A 17,405-nucleotide genomic window follows, 5' to 3' on the forward strand; every position below is an offset into this window, starting at 1 on the left:
TTGAGCACCCTTCTGGAACCCGGGCAGATCGAAGCGGCGGCCAGTACGCCGCCGTTCCTCTACCTGCCACCGAAAAACCTGTTCGCCCTGCGCGCGCAGCGCCTGGAACAACTGGCCGAAGGCAATCCGCTGGCGGATTACCTGCGGCTGCTCGCCGGCCTTTGCCTGGTACAGCAGAACCTGCTGGACCAGCCGCCTGCCGCAGCCCCCAGCGACATCGAGCGCCAGCGCCTGTGTGTCGAGCACGGCTTGCCACCGCTGGCGGCCGACAGCCTGGTGCGCGATGGGCATTGGCTGGATTATCTGCAGGCGTTGTTGCAGTGCTATCCGGCTTCCAGTGGCGCAGTGGCCGATGCCGTGTCAACGCTGCAAAGGGCCGCAGACGGGCAGCGCAAGCTGTGGGCCATTGCCTTGCTCGCGGGCCAGTTCAGCCTGGTACCGGCGGCGCTGGTGCCGTTTCTCGGCGCGGCGCTGCAGGCAGCCTGGAGCCATTGGCTGCTGAGCCTGCAGGGTGTCGAACTCAAAGCCGCAGACAGCCTCTGCCAATGCCCGGCCTGTGGCTCGCCGGCCATGGCCGGGGTCATCCGTCATCGCGGCAGGTACAACGGCCTGCGGTACCTGGTGTGTTCGCTGTGTGCCTGCGAATGGCATGTGGTGCGGGTCAAATGCGTGTATTGCGAGCAGAGCAAGGACCTCAAGTACTTCAACCTCGAGGATGATCGTTACGCCAGCGGCAAGGCGCCGCTGCAGGCCGAGTGCTGCCCAGGCTGCAACACCTACCTCAAGCACATCTACCTGGAAAACGACGCCGATGCCGAAGCGCTGTCGGCGGACCTCGCCAGCCTGGCGTTGGATATGCGCCTGGATCAGGAGGGATTCCAGCGCCTGGCGCCGAACCTGTTGCTGGCGCCGGGAGGGGAGTGAGATCGGGTCTACACTGAGGTTTTGCTTCGCGGGTCAAGCCCGCTCCCACAGGCGCCTGTAGGAGCGGGCTTGACCCGCGATCAGGCCGCCCCTGTCGAAGGTGATTTTCTGAATGTCGTCCAACCTCGCCAAGCTCCCGACCCGCCTGCCCTCCATCGACACCCTGTTGCGCCACCCCGCCAGCCAGCCGCTGATCGACCGCTACGGCCGCGATGCGCTGCTGGCCAGCCTGCGCCAGCTCCTCGACGATCTGCGTGACGACGCCAGGCGCGGTCAATTGGCCGCCGCCGAGCTGGCCGCGCCCGTGCTGCTTGGCCGCGCCGGCGAGCGCCTCATTGCTCAGCACCGCAGCCAGGTCCGGCGGGTCTTCAACCTCACCGGCACAGTGCTGCACACCAACCTGGGCCGGGCCTTGCTGCCCGAGGAAGCCATCGACGCCGTGCAACTGGCGGCCCGCTACCCGCTCAACCTCGAGTTTGACCTGGCCAGCGGCAAGCGCGGTGACCGCGATGACCTGATCGAAGGGCTGATCCGCGAACTCACCGGCGCCCAAGCCGTTACCGTGGTCAACAACAACGCCGCTGCCGTGCTGTTGGCGCTCAACAGCCTGGGCGCACGCAAGGAGGGGATCATCTCGCGCGGTGAGCTGATCGAGATCGGTGGCGCTTTTCGCATTCCCGATATCATGGCCCGCGCTGGGGTCAAGCTGCATGAAGTGGGCACCACCAACCGCACCCACGCCCGCGATTACGAAGCGGCCATCGGCCCGCGCAGCGGCCTGTTGATGCGCGTGCATTGCAGCAACTACAGCATTCAGGGCTTCACCACCCAGGTGCCGACCGTGGAACTGGCGCAGTTGGCTCATTGCCATGGATTACCATTGCTGGAAGACCTGGGCAGCGGCAGCTTGCTCGACCTTACCCGTTGGGGCCTGCCAGCCGAGCCCACCGTGCGCCAGGCCCTGTCCGATGGCGCCGATATCGTCACCTTCAGCGGTGACAAGCTGCTGGGCGGGCCCCAGGCCGGCATCATTGTCGGGCATAAGGACTTGATCGCGCGGATCAAGAAGAACCCGCTTAAACGCGCCCTGCGGGTCGACAAACTGACTCTTGCGGCGCTTGAAGCCGTGCTGGGTTTGTACCGCAACCCCGATCAACTGGCCGAGCGCCTGCCCAGCCTGCGCCTGCTGACTCGGCCGCAAGCCGATATCCAGCAGCAGGCCGAGCGCTTGCTGCCGACGTTGGCGCGACAGTTGGGCGAGCATTGGACGGTCAGTGCCGAACCTGCGCTGGGCATGATCGGCAGCGGCAGCCAGCCGGTGGCGCGCTTGCCCAGTGCGGCCTTGTGTTTGCGCCCGCAGGTGTCCAAGCGCTTGCGCGGGCGCACTTTGCACGGGCTGGAGAGTGCGCTGCGGGCCTTGCCGATCCCGGTGCTCGGGCGCATTGATGACGATGCCTTGTGGCTGGATCTGCGCCAACTGGATGACGAGTCAGGCTGGCTGGCGCAGTTACCCCAGCTGCAGTTGCCGGAGCTTGAGGCGTGATCGTCGGAACCGCCGGGCACATCGATCACGGCAAGACCGCCTTGCTCGAAGCCCTGACCGGCCAGGCTGGCGACCAGCGCCGGGAAGAGCGCGAGCGCGGCATGACCATCGACCTCGGTTATCGCTATGCCGCCCTGAGCCCTGGTGCAGCTCTGAGCGGCTTTATCGATGTGCCCGGCCACGAGCGTTTTATCCACAACATGCTCGCGGGCGCCCAGGGCATCGACCTGGTGCTGCTGGTCGTGGCCGCCGATGACGGGGTGATGCCGCAGACCCGCGAGCATCTGGCGATTGTCGAATTGCTCGGTATTCCCCGGGCGTTGGTGGTGATCAGCAAGTGTGATCGGGTCGAGCCGCAGCGGATACAGAAAGTGCAAGCCCAGCTCAGCGTGTTGCTGGCCGCCGGGCCTTATGCGGGGGCGAGGCAGTACGTGGTTTCCAGCGTGACCGGCGAGGGTATCGAACCGCTGCGCCTGGCCTTGCTGGCGGCCCAGGGCGAGGTGTCTCAGCGCAGCAGCCAGGGCGGTTTTCGCCTGGCCATCGACCGCGCGTTCGCCGTTGCTGGCGCCGGTATCGTGGTCACCGGCACCGCCCTGGACGGGCGTGTGCAACTGGGCGACACCCTGTTGCTGGGCAAGGCCGGCAAACCGGTGCGGGTGCGTGGCTTGCATGCGCAGAACCAGGCGGCCGCCGAGGCCCATGCCGGGCAGCGGGTGGCCTTGAACATCAGTGCCGAACGCCTGGCACTTGAGCAGATCCACCGTGGCGACTGGCTGCTTGCCGAGTGGCTGCACGCGCCAACCCAGCGTGTGGATATCGAGTTGCAGCTACTGGCCAGCGAACTGCGCGCCTTTGAGCATTTCAGCCCGGTGCACGTGCACCTGGGGACCCAGGACGTCACCGCCCGGGTGGCGTTGTTGCAAGGTGAGCAGTTGCTGCCGGGCGGGCGCATGTTCGCCCAGTTGCTCACCAATGCACCGTTGCAAGCGGTGCATGGTGATCGGCTGGTGCTGCGTGACCAGCGTGCGCAACGCACCCTCGGTGGTGGTCGCGTGCTCGATCCCTTTGCGCCTGCCCGCCAGCGCCGTAGCGATGCGCGCATTGCCCAGTTGCAGGCATTGGCCGGCGCCACCAGCCTGGAGCAGGCCTTGCCGGCGCTGCTCGCCAGCGACGATATGGGTCTGGATCCACAACGCCTGGAGCGTCAGTTCAACCGCCTGCGCAGTAGTTGGCAACTGGCCGCCAACGTCCAGGTCATCGCCACCCGGCAAGGCCCGCTGCTGTTCACGGATGAGCATTGGCAAGCATTACAAGCCTCGGTGCTGGAAGGGTTGGCGCGCTTTCACGCGCAGGAACCGGATCAGCTCGGTCCTGATCGCGACCGTTTGCGGCGCTTCATTGCCCTGGCTCTGGAGCGTCCGGCCTTTATCAGCCTGGTGGATGAGTTGCTCGCCAGCGGCAAGTTGGTCAGCAGTGGGCCCTGGCTCCATCTGCCCGAGCACCAGATACGCCTGAGCGAGGATGACTCGCAACTGTGGAACCAGTTGCAACCGTTGCTTGCAGAAGGCACCTTCGATCCGCCCTGGGTGCGTGATCTGGCCAGGTCAGTAAAAACCGATGAAGCCGACGTGCGCTTGTTGCTGCGCAAGCTTGGGCGTTTGGGCCTGGTGCACCAGGTGGTGCGCGATCTGTTCTATCCTGAGGCCACGATCCGGCAAATGGCGGCTATGCTCTTGCAACTGGCCAGCGACGATCCGGTGGTGCAGGTTGCGGCGTTTCGCGATGTGCTGGGGATTGGACGCAAACGCAGCGTGCAGATACTCGAGTACTTTGACCGTATCGGCCTGACCCGGCGTGTTGGTGATCGACGCCAGATTCGCGCCGACAATGCCCTGGCCCAAGCGCCCGGGCAGTAACTGTTCAAGGAAGGCAATCGCGCCCGGTGGCGCGGCCGGGCTTCAAACCCGGTTGGGGACGGCAGCCGTTCCCGGGCAGGTTCGACTCCCGCTGCCTTCCGCCAATTTCTACTGAGCGCGCTCGCCGCACAGGTCCAGGGCGAACCAGTGCTCCGCCGCCTGCACATCCAGCCCGGCGCCGAGCAAGGCGAACATCTTACCCAATGCAGCTTCGCGGGTCATGCCGCCAGCGCTGACCAGGCCGGTGTCGCGCAAGCGACTGCCGGCCGCGTAGGTGTCGAAGTGCACCGCACCTTCCGGGCACTGGCTGATGGCCGCGATCAATACGCCCCCCTGGCGCGCATCGTGCAGTGCATCGAGCAGGTCCTGATCGTCCGACGGCCCGGTGCCGCTGCCATAACACTCCAGCAGCAAACCTTGCACGCCGCTGGCCAGCAGGTCGCGCAAATGGCCGACCTGAAGCCCGGGGAACACCGGCAAGACCATCAGGTTTACCGCTTGGCGTGGCTGGCGGTAATCCAGGCAGGTCGGGATCGCTTCAAGCCGTTGCCCATCGCGCTCACGCGGCAACGCGGCGAAGGCATCGAAAGCCTCGCTGCGCAGCTTCGAAGCGCGCGCGCCGTGCAACAACTGGCCGTGGAAATACAGCTGCACGCCATCGTCGATACCTGTCGCCATCAAGCGCAGGGCGCCGCAGAGGTTGTCCCAGGCGTCGCTGTCGGGCGCGCCGGCCGGCAGCATCGAGCCGGTCAGCAGCACGGGTACTGGCAGGCCGAGCAGCAAAAACGACAGTGCCGCTGCGGTGTAGGCCAGGGTGTCGGTGCCGTGCAACAGGAGGATGCCGTCGTGGCCATCGCGCTCCACCGCTTCGACAATCGCTTCGCGCATGGCCAGCCAGTTGCCTTGCTGCATGTTGGCGCTGTCGATCAACGGCCGCAGCTCGTGCAGGCGCCAGCTCAGCTGCGGCGCGTCGGCCAACTGCTGCAGGTGTTCACGCATGCGCGCTTCGAAGCCGCCGGCAGGCGCCAGGCCCTGGGGTGTTTCCAGCATGCCGATGGTGCCGCCGGTGTACAGCACCAGAAGGTTGTTGACGGCGCGCATGTCAGTTCTGCGTCTGTGCGCTGGCGACGTTGACTTCGGTCTGGGGCTGGACTTGCGGGTTCACTGGCCAGGCAGCCGGGTCCAGGTCCAGGTCGGAAAACTTCGACGCATCGAACACCGGCTGGGCGACCCCGGCGCGGCGCTGTTCGTCGTAGTCGCGCATTACCCGCAGGCCGACCTTGAACAGCAGGGCCAGGGCTACCAGGTTGACGAAGGCAAGGCAGGTCATGGTGATGTCGGCGAAGGCGAATACGGTCGACAGGTTCTGCACCGAGCCCCAGAGGATCAGCAGCAGTACCAGGCCGCGGTAGCCCAGCAGCACCAGGCGGTTACGGGTAAAGAACTGCAGGCTGGTTTCGCCCAGGTAGTAGTTGTAGAGGATGCAGGTGAAGACGAACAGCGACAGCGCGACACTGACGAAGATCCGCCCCCAGTCACCGACCACTGCGGCCAGGGAGTTCTGGGTCAGGGCGATGCCGTCGCCTTCGAAGCCCGGGGTGTAGAAGCCCGAGAGCAGGATCAGCAGCGCGGTGCAGGTGCAGATCACGAAGGTATCGAGGAACACCGAGAAGGCCTGGACCACGCCCTGGGCCGCCGGATGGCGCACAGCCGCAACGGCGGCGACGTTCGGCGCACTGCCTAGGCCGGCTTCGTTGGCGAACACGCCACGTTTCACGCCCATGACGATGGCGCTGCCGAGCAGGCCGGCAAAGGCCGGATCAAGGCCGAAAGCGCTCTTGATGATGGTTTCGAGCATAGCGGGCACGTGTTCGATCTGGGTGAAGATCACGTACAGGGTTACGCCGATGTAGGCCAGGGTCTTGATCGGCACCAGCAGGTCCGAGACCGAGGCGATACGCTTGATGCCGCCGAGGAACACCAGGCCCAGCAGCACCGCCAGGGCGATACCGGTGTATTTGGGCTCGAAGCCGAAGGCGTTCTGCAGCGAGTGGGTCACGGTGTAGGACTGCAGGCCGTTGAAGGTGAAGCCGTAGGTCACCAGCAGCAGGATCGCGAACACCATCGCCATCCAGCGCAGCTTCAGGCCGTGCTGGATGTAGTATGCCGGGCCGCCACGGTACAGGCCGTCGCCGTCGCTACGCTTGTAGACCTGAGCCAGGGTGCACTCGAAAAAGCTGCTGGACATGCCCACCAGCGCGGTCACCCACATCCAGAACACCGCGCCCGGGCCGCCGAGGGTCACGGCGATACCGACACCGGCGATGTTACCGGCCCCGACACGGCCGGCCAGGCTCAGCATCAGGGCCTGAAACGAGCTCAGTTGGCCTGCCTGGCCGCGCAGGGATTCCTTGAAGACGCTGAACATGTGGCCGAAATGGCGGAACTGGACGAAACGGGAGCGCAGGGTGAAGTAGCTGCCGAGTCCGACGATAAGCACGATGAGGAGTTTCCCCGAGAGGAAATCGTTGAGCGCTTCGAGCATGAAATGACCTCGATTCTTATTCTTCGTATGAAAGACGACAGGTCGGCGTCGATGCGCCGTGTCCGTGGGGGCGCATGGTTGGTCATGACAAGGCTGGTTACAATTTCGCGGGTTGCTCTGAGTTGATGCGACTTGATGCTAAACTGGCGTCTGTCGCATCACTTGGAACGGCTCGCATGAGCGAAAATCTTGGCACCAATCTCAAGCTTGCCTGCAGCCACTACCGCTCTATCTCGGAAGTTTGCCGCCAGCTGTCGTTCAACCGCGCACAGTTCAACAAGTACTTGAGCGGGCAAAGCCAGCCGACGGCGTACAACCTCAAGCGTATCGGTGATTTTTTTGGTGTCGAAGATTACGAGCTGGGTTTGCCGCCGGAACAGTTCGCCCGCCTGATCGGTGCCCGCAGCGCAGCGAACCTTGCGGTCAGCCAGGACGACCCGCTGGCCGAACTGCTGCGGCCGTTGCGTGAACACGCCGGCAACCTGTCGCGCTACTGCGGTTACTACTTCGAATATTCCAACTGCATGTCGGTGCCTGGCTCGATCCTGCTGTCGCTGGTGCACCTGCGCGAAGAGCGTGGCAGCTTTCTGTTCGAGCGCCAGGAGCGCCAGGAACGCTCCAGCAGCACGGACGTCCAGGCCGAAGACTGGGTGCGCTGCCGTTACCTGGGCGCGGCGTTTCAGTTGCAGGACCGGTTGTTCCTGCTCGACTACGAGTCGCTGACCGTCAACGAGATGAGCCAGACCATCCTGATTCCCAGCTTCAAAAGCCGCATCACCCGCCTCAACGGCCTCAAGACCGGGGTTTCCAGCGGTGACCGGCGCACCCCGGCTTGCACCCGGGTGGTGTGGGAATACCTGGGCACCGAGATCAACCGCATCAGCGCTTATCGCCAGGTCAAGCTGTACCGCCCGGATGATCCGCGCATCGACGACGACGTGCGCGAACGTCTGAGCGCCGGGCCGATCCGCAATGGCCTGTTCGAGATCGAATGATCGCGCTCAGCCAAGGATGAACTCGGCCACCACCTGCGCTACTTGATCGGCTACGGCCGGCTTGTCGCGTAGATGCGCGGCGATACCGTGATCGCAATCGGTCAGTAGCAGGCATTCCAGGTGCGGCGCGGGCACGGCGCGCAGCAGGGCCTGGGTGACTTCTTCGGGGATCGGGCTGTAACGCTGGGCGCCGGCCAGCCACAAGGTGCCGGCCGAGGTGCCTTCGGCTTGCCCGTAGGTCTTGGAGTTGAGCCCGTCGAACTCACCGATCACCAGCAGCACCCGCCCCTGAAACGTACGCAGGAATTCGTAGCTGTCGCAATCGAGAAATCCGAAGGGCTGGCGAATCGCCGCAGTGAAGGCCGGGCCGAAGGGCGCCTGGTGGGCGGCGTCCGGATAAACCGCCGGGCAGATCAGCACCAGCTTGTCGATGGCTGGTGTCTGCGCAGCCAGTTTCAGCGCGATGGCGCCGCCCAGGCTATGGCCGAGCAGGGTCTGGCAGCGATCGGCGATATGCTGGTGAAAGCGCTGCGCTTCCTCCAGGTTGGTGGTCAGTGACGGCTGCGGCGCGCCGGGCTCGGCCGCCAGGCTGTGGCCTGAGAGGTTGCCGGTCAGCGAGCCGATACCTTGCTGCTGCAGGCGATACAGCAGCGGGTTGAGGCGGGTGAAGTCAGAGCGTGCACCACCGATCACAAACAGTGGCGCGACGCGCTCCTGATCAGGTATCAGCAGCCGTGCCTGTTGCTGGAAACCATCGAAGGTTTCGCTGATAAAGCGCTCGGTAGCGGGCGCGGGTTCGTCGTATTGCCAAGTGGAGCGTTGCGTCGAGATTGCTTCCAGGTGCATGGACACTGCCTATAGAAACTGATGATGCAGCCATTCGCCGAGTGGATTGCCAGTGCTTAGCAGCAGCTTGAGGGCCATGATGCAGCACACGCAGACCAGCAGCGGCTTGATCAGTTTAGGACCGAAATGCACCGCGCAGCGAGCCCCCAGTTGTGCGCCGACGAAGGCTGCACAGGCCATCGCCAGGGCCAGGGGCCAGACGATCGCCCCGCTGAGGGAGAACACCGACAGCGCCCCGAGGTTACAGGCAGCATTGAGCAGCTTGCTGTTACACACCGCGCGTAGCATGGGTTGGCCGAGCAGGATCACGCAGGCCACCATGAAGAACGAGCCGACTCCCGGTCCGAACACCCCGTCGTAGAAGCCGATCACAGGCGCCACCGCCAGGCAGAACAGGCTGATCGAGATCCTCGCCTTGCGCTGCTGCTCGTCCGGCTTGGGGCTGAAGGCAAAGTAGGCGGCCACCAGAATCAGCAGCACTGGTACACAGGCCTGGAGGAAACTCTTGGGCACCAGGCTGACCGACAGCGCTCCCAGGGCGCCACCGGCAAAGGCCATGGCGGCCATGGGCAGGCCGCTTTTCCAGTCGATCATGCCCTTGCGGGCAAAGGCAAATGTTGCCGAGACCGTAGCCGAAGCGGCCTGGAACTTGTTGGTGGCGATCGCGGCCAGCGGGTCAATGCCGGCAACGAACAGCACCGGCAGGGTGATCAGGCCGCCGCCACCGGCGATGGCATCGAAAAAGCCGGCCATCAGCGCCACCGACGCCAGGGTTAGCAGCAGGGTGATATCAATTTCCATCATCTGGGAGGTTCCCTTGTTCAGCCACGTACCCGTAGTGGATCGCTACCGGGACAGGTTATCTGCGAGCACATCAGGGCCGACAGCTGGCCATCGTCAAAGCGTTGCAGCGCGGCCTTCTTGCTGGTATCGAGGGTAAGGTGCAGGCGCTGTGCCCACTGGCGGGCCTTGCTGGTGACGCCGGCTGCCTGAGGGCCGCCGAATTCTGCGAGGTGCTGGCTGGCAGTTGCCAGCGTACGGGCCTGGTCCTGGTCGAAACTCAGGTACGCGACTTCCGAATCCTGCATGGGAAACATTCCTTTGTTATTGGTTTTATCTGGTAATCCGTGCCGACCGGGTTTGAGAAAACGCTTCTGCTCCCCGGCGAACGAAAAAGCTAATTATTCTCCTGGTTAATCCATCCAGGCGAGTCAGCTCATTCCGGGCGCAGTATAGGCAGTTTCCGGAGTTGTGTAAGTGCAGAAAAAACCTTGCCCTCGACACAGCCGCGGGCGGTACGGGCGCCCCTGTGTTGGACTTCCCCTGCCGGAAACCGCAAAATGAAGGCTCTCTTCCAATAATCTGATCGGACCTGCTGACTCTATGCGAATGCGCCTGATGCTGTTGGGTGGTGGAAGTGCCCTCGGGCAAGCGCTGATTCGCCTCGGGGCCGAGGAAGATATCGGCTTTCTGGCGCCGCGCCCGCCGGACAGCGGTTGGGATCCGGCCAGCCTGACCCAGTTGCTCGATGACACCCGCCCCGATGCGCTGATCAACCTGGCCTACTATTTCGACTGGTTCCAGGCCGAAGCGGTCAGCGAGCAGCGCCTGGCCCAGCAGGAGCGTGCCGTCGAGCGCCTGGCCGAGCTGTGTCAGCACCACAACATCATCCTTGTCCAGCCGTCCAGCTACCGGGTCTTCGATGGCTCGCGGGCCACGGCCTACAGCGAAAAGGACGAACCGGTGCCGTTGGGCCTGCGTGGCCAGGCTTTGTGGCGCATCGAGCAAAGCGTGCGCGCCACCTGCCCGCAACATGTATTGCTGCGCTTTGGCTGGGTACTCGACGAGAGCATCGATGGCGTGCTGGGGCGCTTCTTGACCCGCGCCGAGCAACCGCAGGAGCTGCTGCTGGCCGATGACCGTCGCGGCAACCCGACGCCGGTGGATGACGCCGCGCGGGTAATCCTGTCCGTGCTCAAGCAACTCGATTGCGCCGCGCCCTTGTGGGGCACCTATCACTACGCCGGCAACGAGGCGACCACGCCGCTGGTGCTGGGGCAGGCTATCCTCACTGAAGCGGCCCAGTTGCATAAGCTGGCGGTACAGGCTCCGACCGCGCAGGCCCATGCCGCGCGTCCGGACGCCAGCGAAGAACCGCAACACGCGGTACTGGCCTGCAAGAAAATCCTCCACACCTTTGGCATCAAACCCCGCGCCTGGCGCGCCGGTTTGCCGCCCTTACTGGATCGCTTCTATCGTCATGGCTGATGCCCCTATTCTGATCACCGGTGGCGCCGGCTTCATCGGTTCTCACCTCAGCGATGCGTTGCTGGAAAAAGGCTACACCGTGCGCATTCTCGACGATCTGTCGACTGGCAAGCGCAGCAACCTGCAGATGGACAATCCGCGCCTGCACCTGCTCGAAGGCGACGTCGCCGACGCGGAGCTGGTCAAGCGCGCCGCAGCCGGTTGCCAGGCGGTCGTGCACCTGGCCGCTGTCGCCTCGGTGCAGGCGTCGGTGGAAGACCCGGTGAAAACTCACCAGAGCAACTTTATCGGCACCCTCAACGTGTGCGAGGCCATGCGTCTGACCGGCATCAAACGCGTGCTTTTCGCCTCCAGCGCAGCGGTGTATGGCAACAATGGCGAAGGCCAGTCGATTGAGGAAGACACGCCCAAGGCGCCGTTGACCCCTTACGCTGTGGATAAGTTGGCCAGCGAGCAGTACCTGGACTTCTATCGCCGTCAGCATGGCCTGGAACCGGTGGTGTTCCGCTTCTTCAATATCTTCGGCCCGCGCCAGGATCCTTCCTCGCCGTATTCCGGGGTCATCAGCATTTTCTGCGAGCGTGCCTTGAACGGTACGCCGATCACCCTGTTTGGCGATGGTGAGCAGACCCGCGACTTTCTCTATGTCGGCGATCTGGTCACGGTCATGGTCCAGGCGCTGGAGCTGGCCGAAGTCGAGGAGGGGGCGGTGAACATTGGCCTGAACCAGGCCACTTCGCTGAACCAGTTGCTGGCCGCGTTGAAGTCGGTGGTCGGTGACCTGCCGGCGATCAGCCATGGGCCGGCGCGCTCGGGTGATATCCGCCACTCGCGGGCGAGCAATCAGCGCTTGCTGGCGCGTTTTGAATTTCCCGAACCGACGCCACTGCACGTTGGGCTGGCGCGTCTTTTAGGCCGTTGAAACGCATCGCGGGGCAAACCCGCTCCTACATGCCTCTGTAGGAGCGGGCTTGCCCCGCGATGTGCGTCTAAACGACGTTTAGAACTTGTAACCCACACCTACCATGTAGACCCATGGATCGACATCGACGTCGACCTTGGTCTTGCCAACGCCCAGGGCGCTCGGGCCGTCGATGGTGGCCTTGGTGTCGATATCGACGTACCAGACCGCGGCGTTGATCAGGAAGTTGTCGTTGATCATGTAGTCCATGCCCAACTGACCGGCCAGGCCGACCGAATCTTTCAACTTCATGTTGCTGAAGCCTTGAGCCTTGCGGTTGCTGCTCAGGTCTTCGTCAAAGAACATGGTGTAGTTCAGGCCAATACCCGCGTAAGGCTGGAACTTCGACGAAGCTTCCATCGGGTAGTACTGCAGCGACAGGGTCGGTGGCAGTTGCTTGATGTCGCCCAGCTTGCCATCCAGGCCAGCGCCCAGGCCCTTGACGCCCACGGTGTGCTGGAACGGAGTGGCGGCCAGCAGCTCGAGGCCGATGTGGTCGGTCAGCATGTAGGCGAAAGCCAGGCCCAACTGGGTGTCGCTATCCAAAGTTGCCTTGGTCCCGGACATCTTGGTGCCGTCGAGCTTGATGTCGCCGCTGTTCTCGTTGGGAGCGGTAGTGATCGCACCGGCACGCAGGATGAAGTCGCCAGCCTGGTGGGCGTGGGCAACAGGGGCTGCAAGCGCCAGAGCAACGAGCGAGGCGCCAAGCAAGGACTTGTTCATGGAAGCTCCCAAAGGACGTTTAGAATTTAATGAGTCCAATGGTAAGGAGCTGACGGACGGTGACTTTTGACGCAGCTCAATGAAATCGTCAAAGGCTGACACGCGGCCATTCATTCTAGCTCGTATGCGTAGATCTTCTCGGCTTCCATCTGGTATCCGGCATCGGCCAGTTCGCTGCTGGTGGCTTTGACCTGCATCTGGCCTTCGATCCAGTACGGCTGGTAGAGGTCTTCGACCTTCACGCCGATCTCGCTGAAGATGTGAACGATCTGGTTCGACGGCGGTGGCGGCACATGAATGCAGGCGCCGTAGTAAGGCACCAGCAGGAACTCGGTGGTGCGGCCTTCTTCGCTGACTTCCAGCGGCACGATATAGCCCGGCAGTTTTACCTGCTGGCCATCCAGGGCCTTGACCACCGGTGCATTCGGCGCGGTTTGCCGCGCCGCTGGCGCCGCTTCGGCGGCCAGGGCGTCGCTCAATTGCGAGAGGTCATGCAGCGGCGCCAGCTGCGGCTGGATCACCGGCGCCCCGGCCGGGATCAGTTGCTGCCATTCCAGGGTACGCGGTTCGGCTGCCCATAAGGGCGAGGCGATCAACAGCAACAGCAGCAGGGCGCGGGTCATCGAAGTGCTCACAGGTGAATGGACAGGCCGTCGGCAAGTGACTGGCGATAGGCGCGCCAGGCCGGCACGCTGCCCATTAGCAGGGCGGCGCCAAGAATGATGCCCAGCAGGGTCCACTCATGGGCGCTCGGCCAGGCCAGCGGCAGCAGCAGGCCGTAGTTGGCCTGCACGTAGCCCTGGGCCACGGTGATGCTGGCGTACAGCAAGGCCAGCCCGGCGACGATACCCGCCACCGCCAGGGCCAGGGCTTCGAGCACCAGCAGTCCGGCAATATGCCAGGGGCGCGCTCCTACCGAGCGCAGGATGGCCATTTCCCGGCGCCGTTCATTGAGGCTGGTGAGGATCGCCGTGAGCATGCCGATCAGGCCGGTCAGCACCACGAACAACGAGACCACGAACAGCGCCTGCTCAGCCGTGCCCATCAGGCTCCAGAGCTCTTGCAGGGCGACGCCCGGGAGGATCGCCAGCAGCGGTTCGCCGCGGTACTCGTTGATTTCCCGCTGCAGGCTGAAGGTTGCCACTTTGTTGTTCAGACCGAGCATGAAGGCGGTGATGGCGGTGGGCTTGAGGTCCATGTTACGTGCCTGTTCGGCGCTGATGCGCCCGGCGCCACGGGCCGGCATGCCGTTATGCCAGTCGATGTGAATGGCTTCCATGCCGCCAAGGCTGATGTGCAGGGTGCGGTCGACCGGGGTGCCGGTGCGTTGCAGCACGCCGACCACGGTGAAGGGCTTGTCATCGTGCTTGACCAGGCTGATGGCCGCCACGCCATGGGCCAGCACCAGCTTGTCGCCAAGCTTGTAGTGCAGGGCATCGGCCACTTCAGCGCCGAGTACCACCTCGAACGGATCACTGGCGAAGGGCCGGCCCTCGGCCAGTTGCAGGTTCTGCTTGCGGCCGTACTGATAGTGCTCGAAGTAACGCGCGTCGGTGCCCATTACCCGGTAGCCGCGGTGCGAATCGCCCAAGGAGAGGGGGATGGCCCATTTCACCCGTTTGTCGCTGGCGTAGTGTTCGAAACTTTCCCAGCGAATGTTGTTGGTGGCGTTGCCGATGCGAAACACCGAATACAACAGCAGGTTCACCGAACCTGAACGGGCGCCGACGATCAGGTCGGTGCCGCTGATGGTGCTGGCAAAACTGGCGCGAGCTTCGGTGCGCACCCGCTCCACCGCCAGCAGCAGGCACACCGAGAGGGCGATGGCAAAGGCGGTCAGGAATGCGGTGAAGCGGCGGTTGGCCAGGCTGGCCAGGGCAAGGCGGAGCAGGTACATCAGGCCTCCAGGTCGTTGGCCGGCTGGGCCGCGCGGTTGAGTTCGACAAGGGACAGCTGGCGGTCGAACAGCGGTGCCAGGCTCTGGTCGTGGCTGACGAACAGCAAACTGGAGCCAGCCGCCCGGCACTCGGCGAACAACAGGCGGATGAACGCTTCGCGGGTGTCGGCGTCGAGGGCGGACGTGGGCTCGTCAGCGATCACCAGTTCCGGCTGGCCGATCAAGGCGCGGGCAGCGGCAACGCGCTGCTGCTGGCCGATCGACAGGCTGTCGGCACGGCGGGCGAGCAGCGCCGGGTCTTTCAAGCCCAGGTGCGCGAGCAGGCTGGCGGCGGCCTGGTCGATACTGCCGTGACGCTCGGCGGCGCGTTGCGCGCGGCTGCGCGAGAAGCGGCAGGGCAGTTCGACGTTCTCCCGTACCGAGAGGAACGGCAGCAGGTTGAACTGCTGGAAGATATAGCCGGTGTGATCGACCCGAAAGCGGTCGCGGGCGGCCAGTTTCAATTCGCTCAGGTTCTGGCCGAGCAAGCGGATGCTGCCGCGATCTGGCTTTTGCACGCCGCCGAGCAGGCCGAGCAGGGTGGTCTTGCCGCTGCCGCTGGGGCCTTTGAGAAACAACGATTCGCCGGCTTCCAGGCGCAGGGCGGGAATATCCAGCAAAGGGGCTTGGCCCGGCCAGGCAAAGCCCAGGTCGGTCAGTTCAATCAGTGCCTGGCTCATAAATGAACGCCTGGGTTACCCCGGGCGTTTCGCTGCAAAAGGGCTATCAGAAGTTGATCGTGGCCTTGGCCGGGGTCGCTTCGACACCTTGCTGGCCGTTGGGTCCGATCAGTTGTAGCGCAATTTTCTGGGTGGCGGGGAACGCCTTGAACAATGGGCTCAGGTCGAGGCTCTTGAGCTCGCCGGGCTTGTCGCAGACCAGCCGGTAATGGGCATGGATATCACTGTGCTCGTGGCCTTCGTGCGCGTCGCCGTCATCATCGGCTGCCGGCTTGTCGCCGAACAGCGGGCTTTCCAGTTCCTGATCACTTTCGCTGCAGTTGGCTGTCTTGGCCAGGCCGAACAGGGCCAATGGTTTTTCCAATTGTGTGCGCACAGCCGCGACCTTGGCTTTGTCGGCGGCGCTGGTGGCCGGATGCTCGAAGCCGAGCAGGTTCATCGCCGGGCTGTCCAGCTCCAGCTCCAGGGTCTTGTCGTCCAGCACCACATTCAGGCGCGCGGCGCCGTGCTCATGGGCGGCGAGGCTGCCATGGGCGTGGTCATGATCGTGGTCGTGGTCTTCATGGGCATGGGCGACGGCCAGGGGCAACAAGGCAAACGGCAAGGCAAGCAACAGACGACGCATGGGCGGACTCCGCAGAGGCACTGGATAGGTTTAGTAATGTTATAACAACTTGTTCTGCGTGCGCCAGTGTGCTTGGCGATGAGGCGTCGGCGTGGGAGCATGGGCCCATTGATTGCGCACAAGGACACACCCATGCGAATTCGCGGACACATCGGCGACTGGCCGGTAGACCTGACCCTGGAGCTGGACCCGGCGGAATGGGCGCAACTGGGCGGTCAGCTGGCCGCGGTGACGCCAGCGCCTGCGCTGGCTGCAGCGCCAGTGGCAGCGGCGCGGCCGGATGATGCGTTATGGCAGGCGGCGCGCGAGGTGCTGCGCAAGGCCGGGCAGCTCAACGGGCCGGAGTTGCTCGAGCATCTGGAAGGGCTGGCGGGGAATACCGCGGCCGGCAAGCGCTTGCTGGTGCGCCTGCGTCATAGTGCCGAGGTGAAGGTGCAAAGCGGGGCGGATGCGCCGGTTTATCACTGGGTGGGGTGATGAGGGTATCGCGGGGGCAAGCGCGCTCCTACAAAATCTGTAGGAGCGCGCTTGCCCCGCGATCAATTCAATACAAGGCAGCAAACAACTTGCGGCGGTAGGTGCCGACCAGCGGATGCTCGTTACCCAGCAGGTCGAACACCTGCAGCAAGGTCTTGTGCGCCACTGCGCCGTCATAGCCGCGATTGCGCTTGAACAGCTTGAGCAAGCCTTCCAGCGCCGCTTCGTATTGCTGGCGCGACAGCTGTTGGATGCACAGCTGATAGGCCGCTTCATCATCTTCGCCATTCTGCGCCAGGCGCGCTTTCAGGTCGGCGACTTCCGGCAGGCTGGCGGCCAGGCCCAGGAAGGTCAGCTGCGCCTTGGCGCCGGCCAGGGCGGCCTTGTGCTCGTCGCTCTTGACCGCATCGAGCACGGTCCGGGCTTCACCCAGCTCGCCCCGTTCAGCCAGGCAGCGGGCATAGAGAATCAGCGCGCCGGCATTGCTGTTGTCTTCAGTGAGCAGCGCCTTGAGGGTGCTTTCGGCTTCGCTGAAACGACCTTCGGCAAACAGCGCCTGGGCTTGTTCCAGCGGATCGGCGGCAGCCGGTGGTGGCATCTGCACATGGGGCTCGAGCAGGGCGCGAATCGCCGACTCCGGCTGGGCACCGGCAAAGCCGTCGACCGGCTGACCATCCTTGAACAACACCACGGTCGGCAGGCTGCGGATGCCGAAGCGGGCGACGATGTCCTGCTCGATATCGCAATTGACCTTGGCCAGCAGCAGCTCGCCCTGATAGCTCTCGGTGATCTGCGCCAGCAACGGCATCAGCGCCTTGCACGGCGCGCACCACTCGGCCCAGAAGTCGACCAGCACTGGTTTGTGGAAAGAGTTCTGGATCACCGACTGATCGAAGTCGGCGGCAGTGGCGTCGAATATGTACGGGGTGGCAGGGTTCATCGCGACTCTCGAAAATCCGTGAATGG

At 64.1% G+C, this 17,405-nt stretch carries 18 protein-coding genes and 1 tRNA gene; 8 read left to right on the forward strand and 11 right to left on the reverse strand.

Annotation, left to right across the window (positions count from 1 at the left end; translation table 11 throughout):
* From fdhE to F8N82_RS00325, 4 genes are all read left to right on the forward strand, one after another.
* Positions 1-924: a formate dehydrogenase accessory protein FdhE gene (gene fdhE, locus F8N82_RS00310; protein ID WP_038998504.1), complete on the forward strand. Its 924-nt coding sequence runs from the start codon at positions 1-3 to the stop codon at positions 922-924.
* Positions 925-1,036: 112 nt separating this feature from the next.
* Positions 1,037-2,467: an L-seryl-tRNA(Sec) selenium transferase gene (selA, locus tag F8N82_RS00315; protein ID WP_038998506.1), complete on the forward strand. Its 1,431-nt coding sequence runs from the start codon at positions 1,037-1,039 to the stop codon at positions 2,465-2,467.
* Positions 2,464-4,383: a selenocysteine-specific translation elongation factor gene (selB, locus tag F8N82_RS00320; RefSeq protein WP_038998508.1), complete on the forward strand. Its 1,920-nt coding sequence runs from the start codon at positions 2,464-2,466 to the stop codon at positions 4,381-4,383. The genes selA and selB overlap by 4 nt, the downstream gene beginning before the upstream one ends.
* Before the next feature lie 8 nt (positions 4,384-4,391).
* Positions 4,392-4,487: transfer RNA gene (locus tag F8N82_RS00325), tRNA-Sec, on the forward strand.
* A 4-nt stretch (positions 4,488-4,491) separates the two neighbouring features.
* Here F8N82_RS00325 and F8N82_RS00330 read toward each other — a convergent pair.
* Entirely contained in the window at positions 4,492-5,484 is a 993-nt protein-coding gene (locus F8N82_RS00330) for an asparaginase (protein ID WP_038998509.1), read from the reverse strand.
* 1 nt (position 5,485) lies between these two features.
* Complete coding sequence (locus tag F8N82_RS00335; protein ID WP_038998510.1) at positions 5,486-6,928, reverse strand: alanine/glycine:cation symporter family protein; 1,443 nt, start codon at positions 6,926-6,928, stop codon at positions 5,486-5,488.
* 176 nt (positions 6,929-7,104) lie between these two features.
* Here F8N82_RS00335 and F8N82_RS00340 point away from each other — a divergent pair, with 176 nt between their 5' ends.
* A complete protein-coding gene (locus F8N82_RS00340; protein ID WP_038998512.1) occupies positions 7,105-7,923 on the forward strand; it encodes a Cro/Cl family transcriptional regulator in 819 nt (272 codons plus the stop codon).
* Between the two features lie 6 nt (positions 7,924-7,929).
* Here the strand turns inward: F8N82_RS00340 and F8N82_RS00345 are convergent, their stop codons facing one another.
* From F8N82_RS00345 to F8N82_RS00355, 3 genes are read right to left on the reverse strand one after another with little or no spacing between them, the layout of a single operon-like run.
* Complete coding sequence (locus F8N82_RS00345; protein ID WP_038998513.1) at positions 7,930-8,769, reverse strand: alpha/beta hydrolase; 840 nt, start codon at positions 8,767-8,769, stop codon at positions 7,930-7,932.
* A gap of 9 nt (positions 8,770-8,778) precedes the next feature.
* Positions 8,779-9,573, reverse strand: a complete 795-nt coding sequence (locus F8N82_RS00350; protein ID WP_038998514.1) for a TSUP family transporter — start codon at positions 9,571-9,573, stop codon at positions 8,779-8,781.
* A 17-nt stretch (positions 9,574-9,590) separates the two neighbouring features.
* Positions 9,591-9,857, reverse strand: coding sequence for a hypothetical protein (locus F8N82_RS00355; RefSeq protein ID WP_038998515.1), 267 nt, complete (start codon positions 9,855-9,857; stop codon positions 9,591-9,593).
* Positions 9,858-10,152: 295 nt separating this feature from the next.
* Here F8N82_RS00355 and F8N82_RS00360 point away from each other — a divergent pair, with 295 nt between their 5' ends.
* Positions 10,153-11,037: a sugar nucleotide-binding protein gene (locus tag F8N82_RS00360; RefSeq protein WP_095163158.1), complete on the forward strand. Its 885-nt coding sequence runs from the start codon at positions 10,153-10,155 to the stop codon at positions 11,035-11,037.
* Positions 11,030-11,959, forward strand: a complete 930-nt coding sequence (locus F8N82_RS00365; RefSeq protein ID WP_038998517.1) for an NAD-dependent epimerase/dehydratase family protein — start codon at positions 11,030-11,032, stop codon at positions 11,957-11,959. Before F8N82_RS00360 ends, F8N82_RS00365 begins: the two co-directional genes overlap by 8 nt.
* Before the next feature lie 78 nt (positions 11,960-12,037).
* Here the strand turns inward: F8N82_RS00365 and F8N82_RS00370 are convergent, their stop codons facing one another.
* The 5 genes from F8N82_RS00370 to F8N82_RS00390 all read right to left on the reverse strand — a co-directional run bounded on the left by F8N82_RS00370 (position 12,038) and on the right by F8N82_RS00390 (position 15,962).
* The gene (locus F8N82_RS00370) at positions 12,038-12,721 is read right to left on the reverse strand and encodes an OmpW/AlkL family protein (protein ID WP_038998518.1); all 684 of its coding nucleotides are present in this window, start codon (positions 12,719-12,721) and stop codon (positions 12,038-12,040) included.
* Between the two features lie 110 nt (positions 12,722-12,831).
* On the reverse strand, positions 12,832-13,344 hold the full coding sequence (locus F8N82_RS00375) for a DUF3299 domain-containing protein (protein WP_038998519.1): 513 nt from the start codon (positions 13,342-13,344) through the stop codon (positions 12,832-12,834).
* A gap of 8 nt (positions 13,345-13,352) precedes the next feature.
* Positions 13,353-14,618 (reverse strand): ABC transporter permease, encoded by a 1,266-nt coding sequence (locus tag F8N82_RS00380; protein ID WP_038998520.1) that lies wholly within the window; start codon positions 14,616-14,618, stop codon positions 13,353-13,355.
* Positions 14,618-15,337 (reverse strand): ABC transporter ATP-binding protein, encoded by a 720-nt coding sequence (locus F8N82_RS00385; RefSeq protein ID WP_038998521.1) that lies wholly within the window; start codon positions 15,335-15,337, stop codon positions 14,618-14,620. The genes F8N82_RS00380 and F8N82_RS00385 overlap by 1 nt, the downstream gene beginning before the upstream one ends.
* A gap of 46 nt (positions 15,338-15,383) precedes the next feature.
* Positions 15,384-15,962: a DUF2796 domain-containing protein gene (locus F8N82_RS00390; RefSeq protein WP_095163160.1), complete on the reverse strand. Its 579-nt coding sequence runs from the start codon at positions 15,960-15,962 to the stop codon at positions 15,384-15,386.
* Between the two features lie 132 nt (positions 15,963-16,094).
* Between F8N82_RS00390 and F8N82_RS00395 the strand changes: the two genes are divergently transcribed.
* Positions 16,095-16,439, forward strand: coding sequence for a hypothetical protein (locus F8N82_RS00395; RefSeq protein WP_095163161.1), 345 nt, complete (start codon positions 16,095-16,097; stop codon positions 16,437-16,439).
* Between the two features lie 67 nt (positions 16,440-16,506).
* Here F8N82_RS00395 and trxA read toward each other — a convergent pair whose 3' ends face one another.
* Positions 16,507-17,379 (reverse strand): thioredoxin, encoded by an 873-nt coding sequence (gene trxA, locus F8N82_RS00400; protein ID WP_038998523.1) that lies wholly within the window; start codon positions 17,377-17,379, stop codon positions 16,507-16,509.
* Between the last annotated feature and the right edge of the window lie 26 nt (positions 17,380-17,405).

This window comes from Pseudomonas fluorescens, from assembly GCF_902497775.2.
GTDB classification, from domain to species: domain Bacteria; phylum Pseudomonadota; class Gammaproteobacteria; order Pseudomonadales; family Pseudomonadaceae; genus Aquipseudomonas; species Aquipseudomonas putida_F.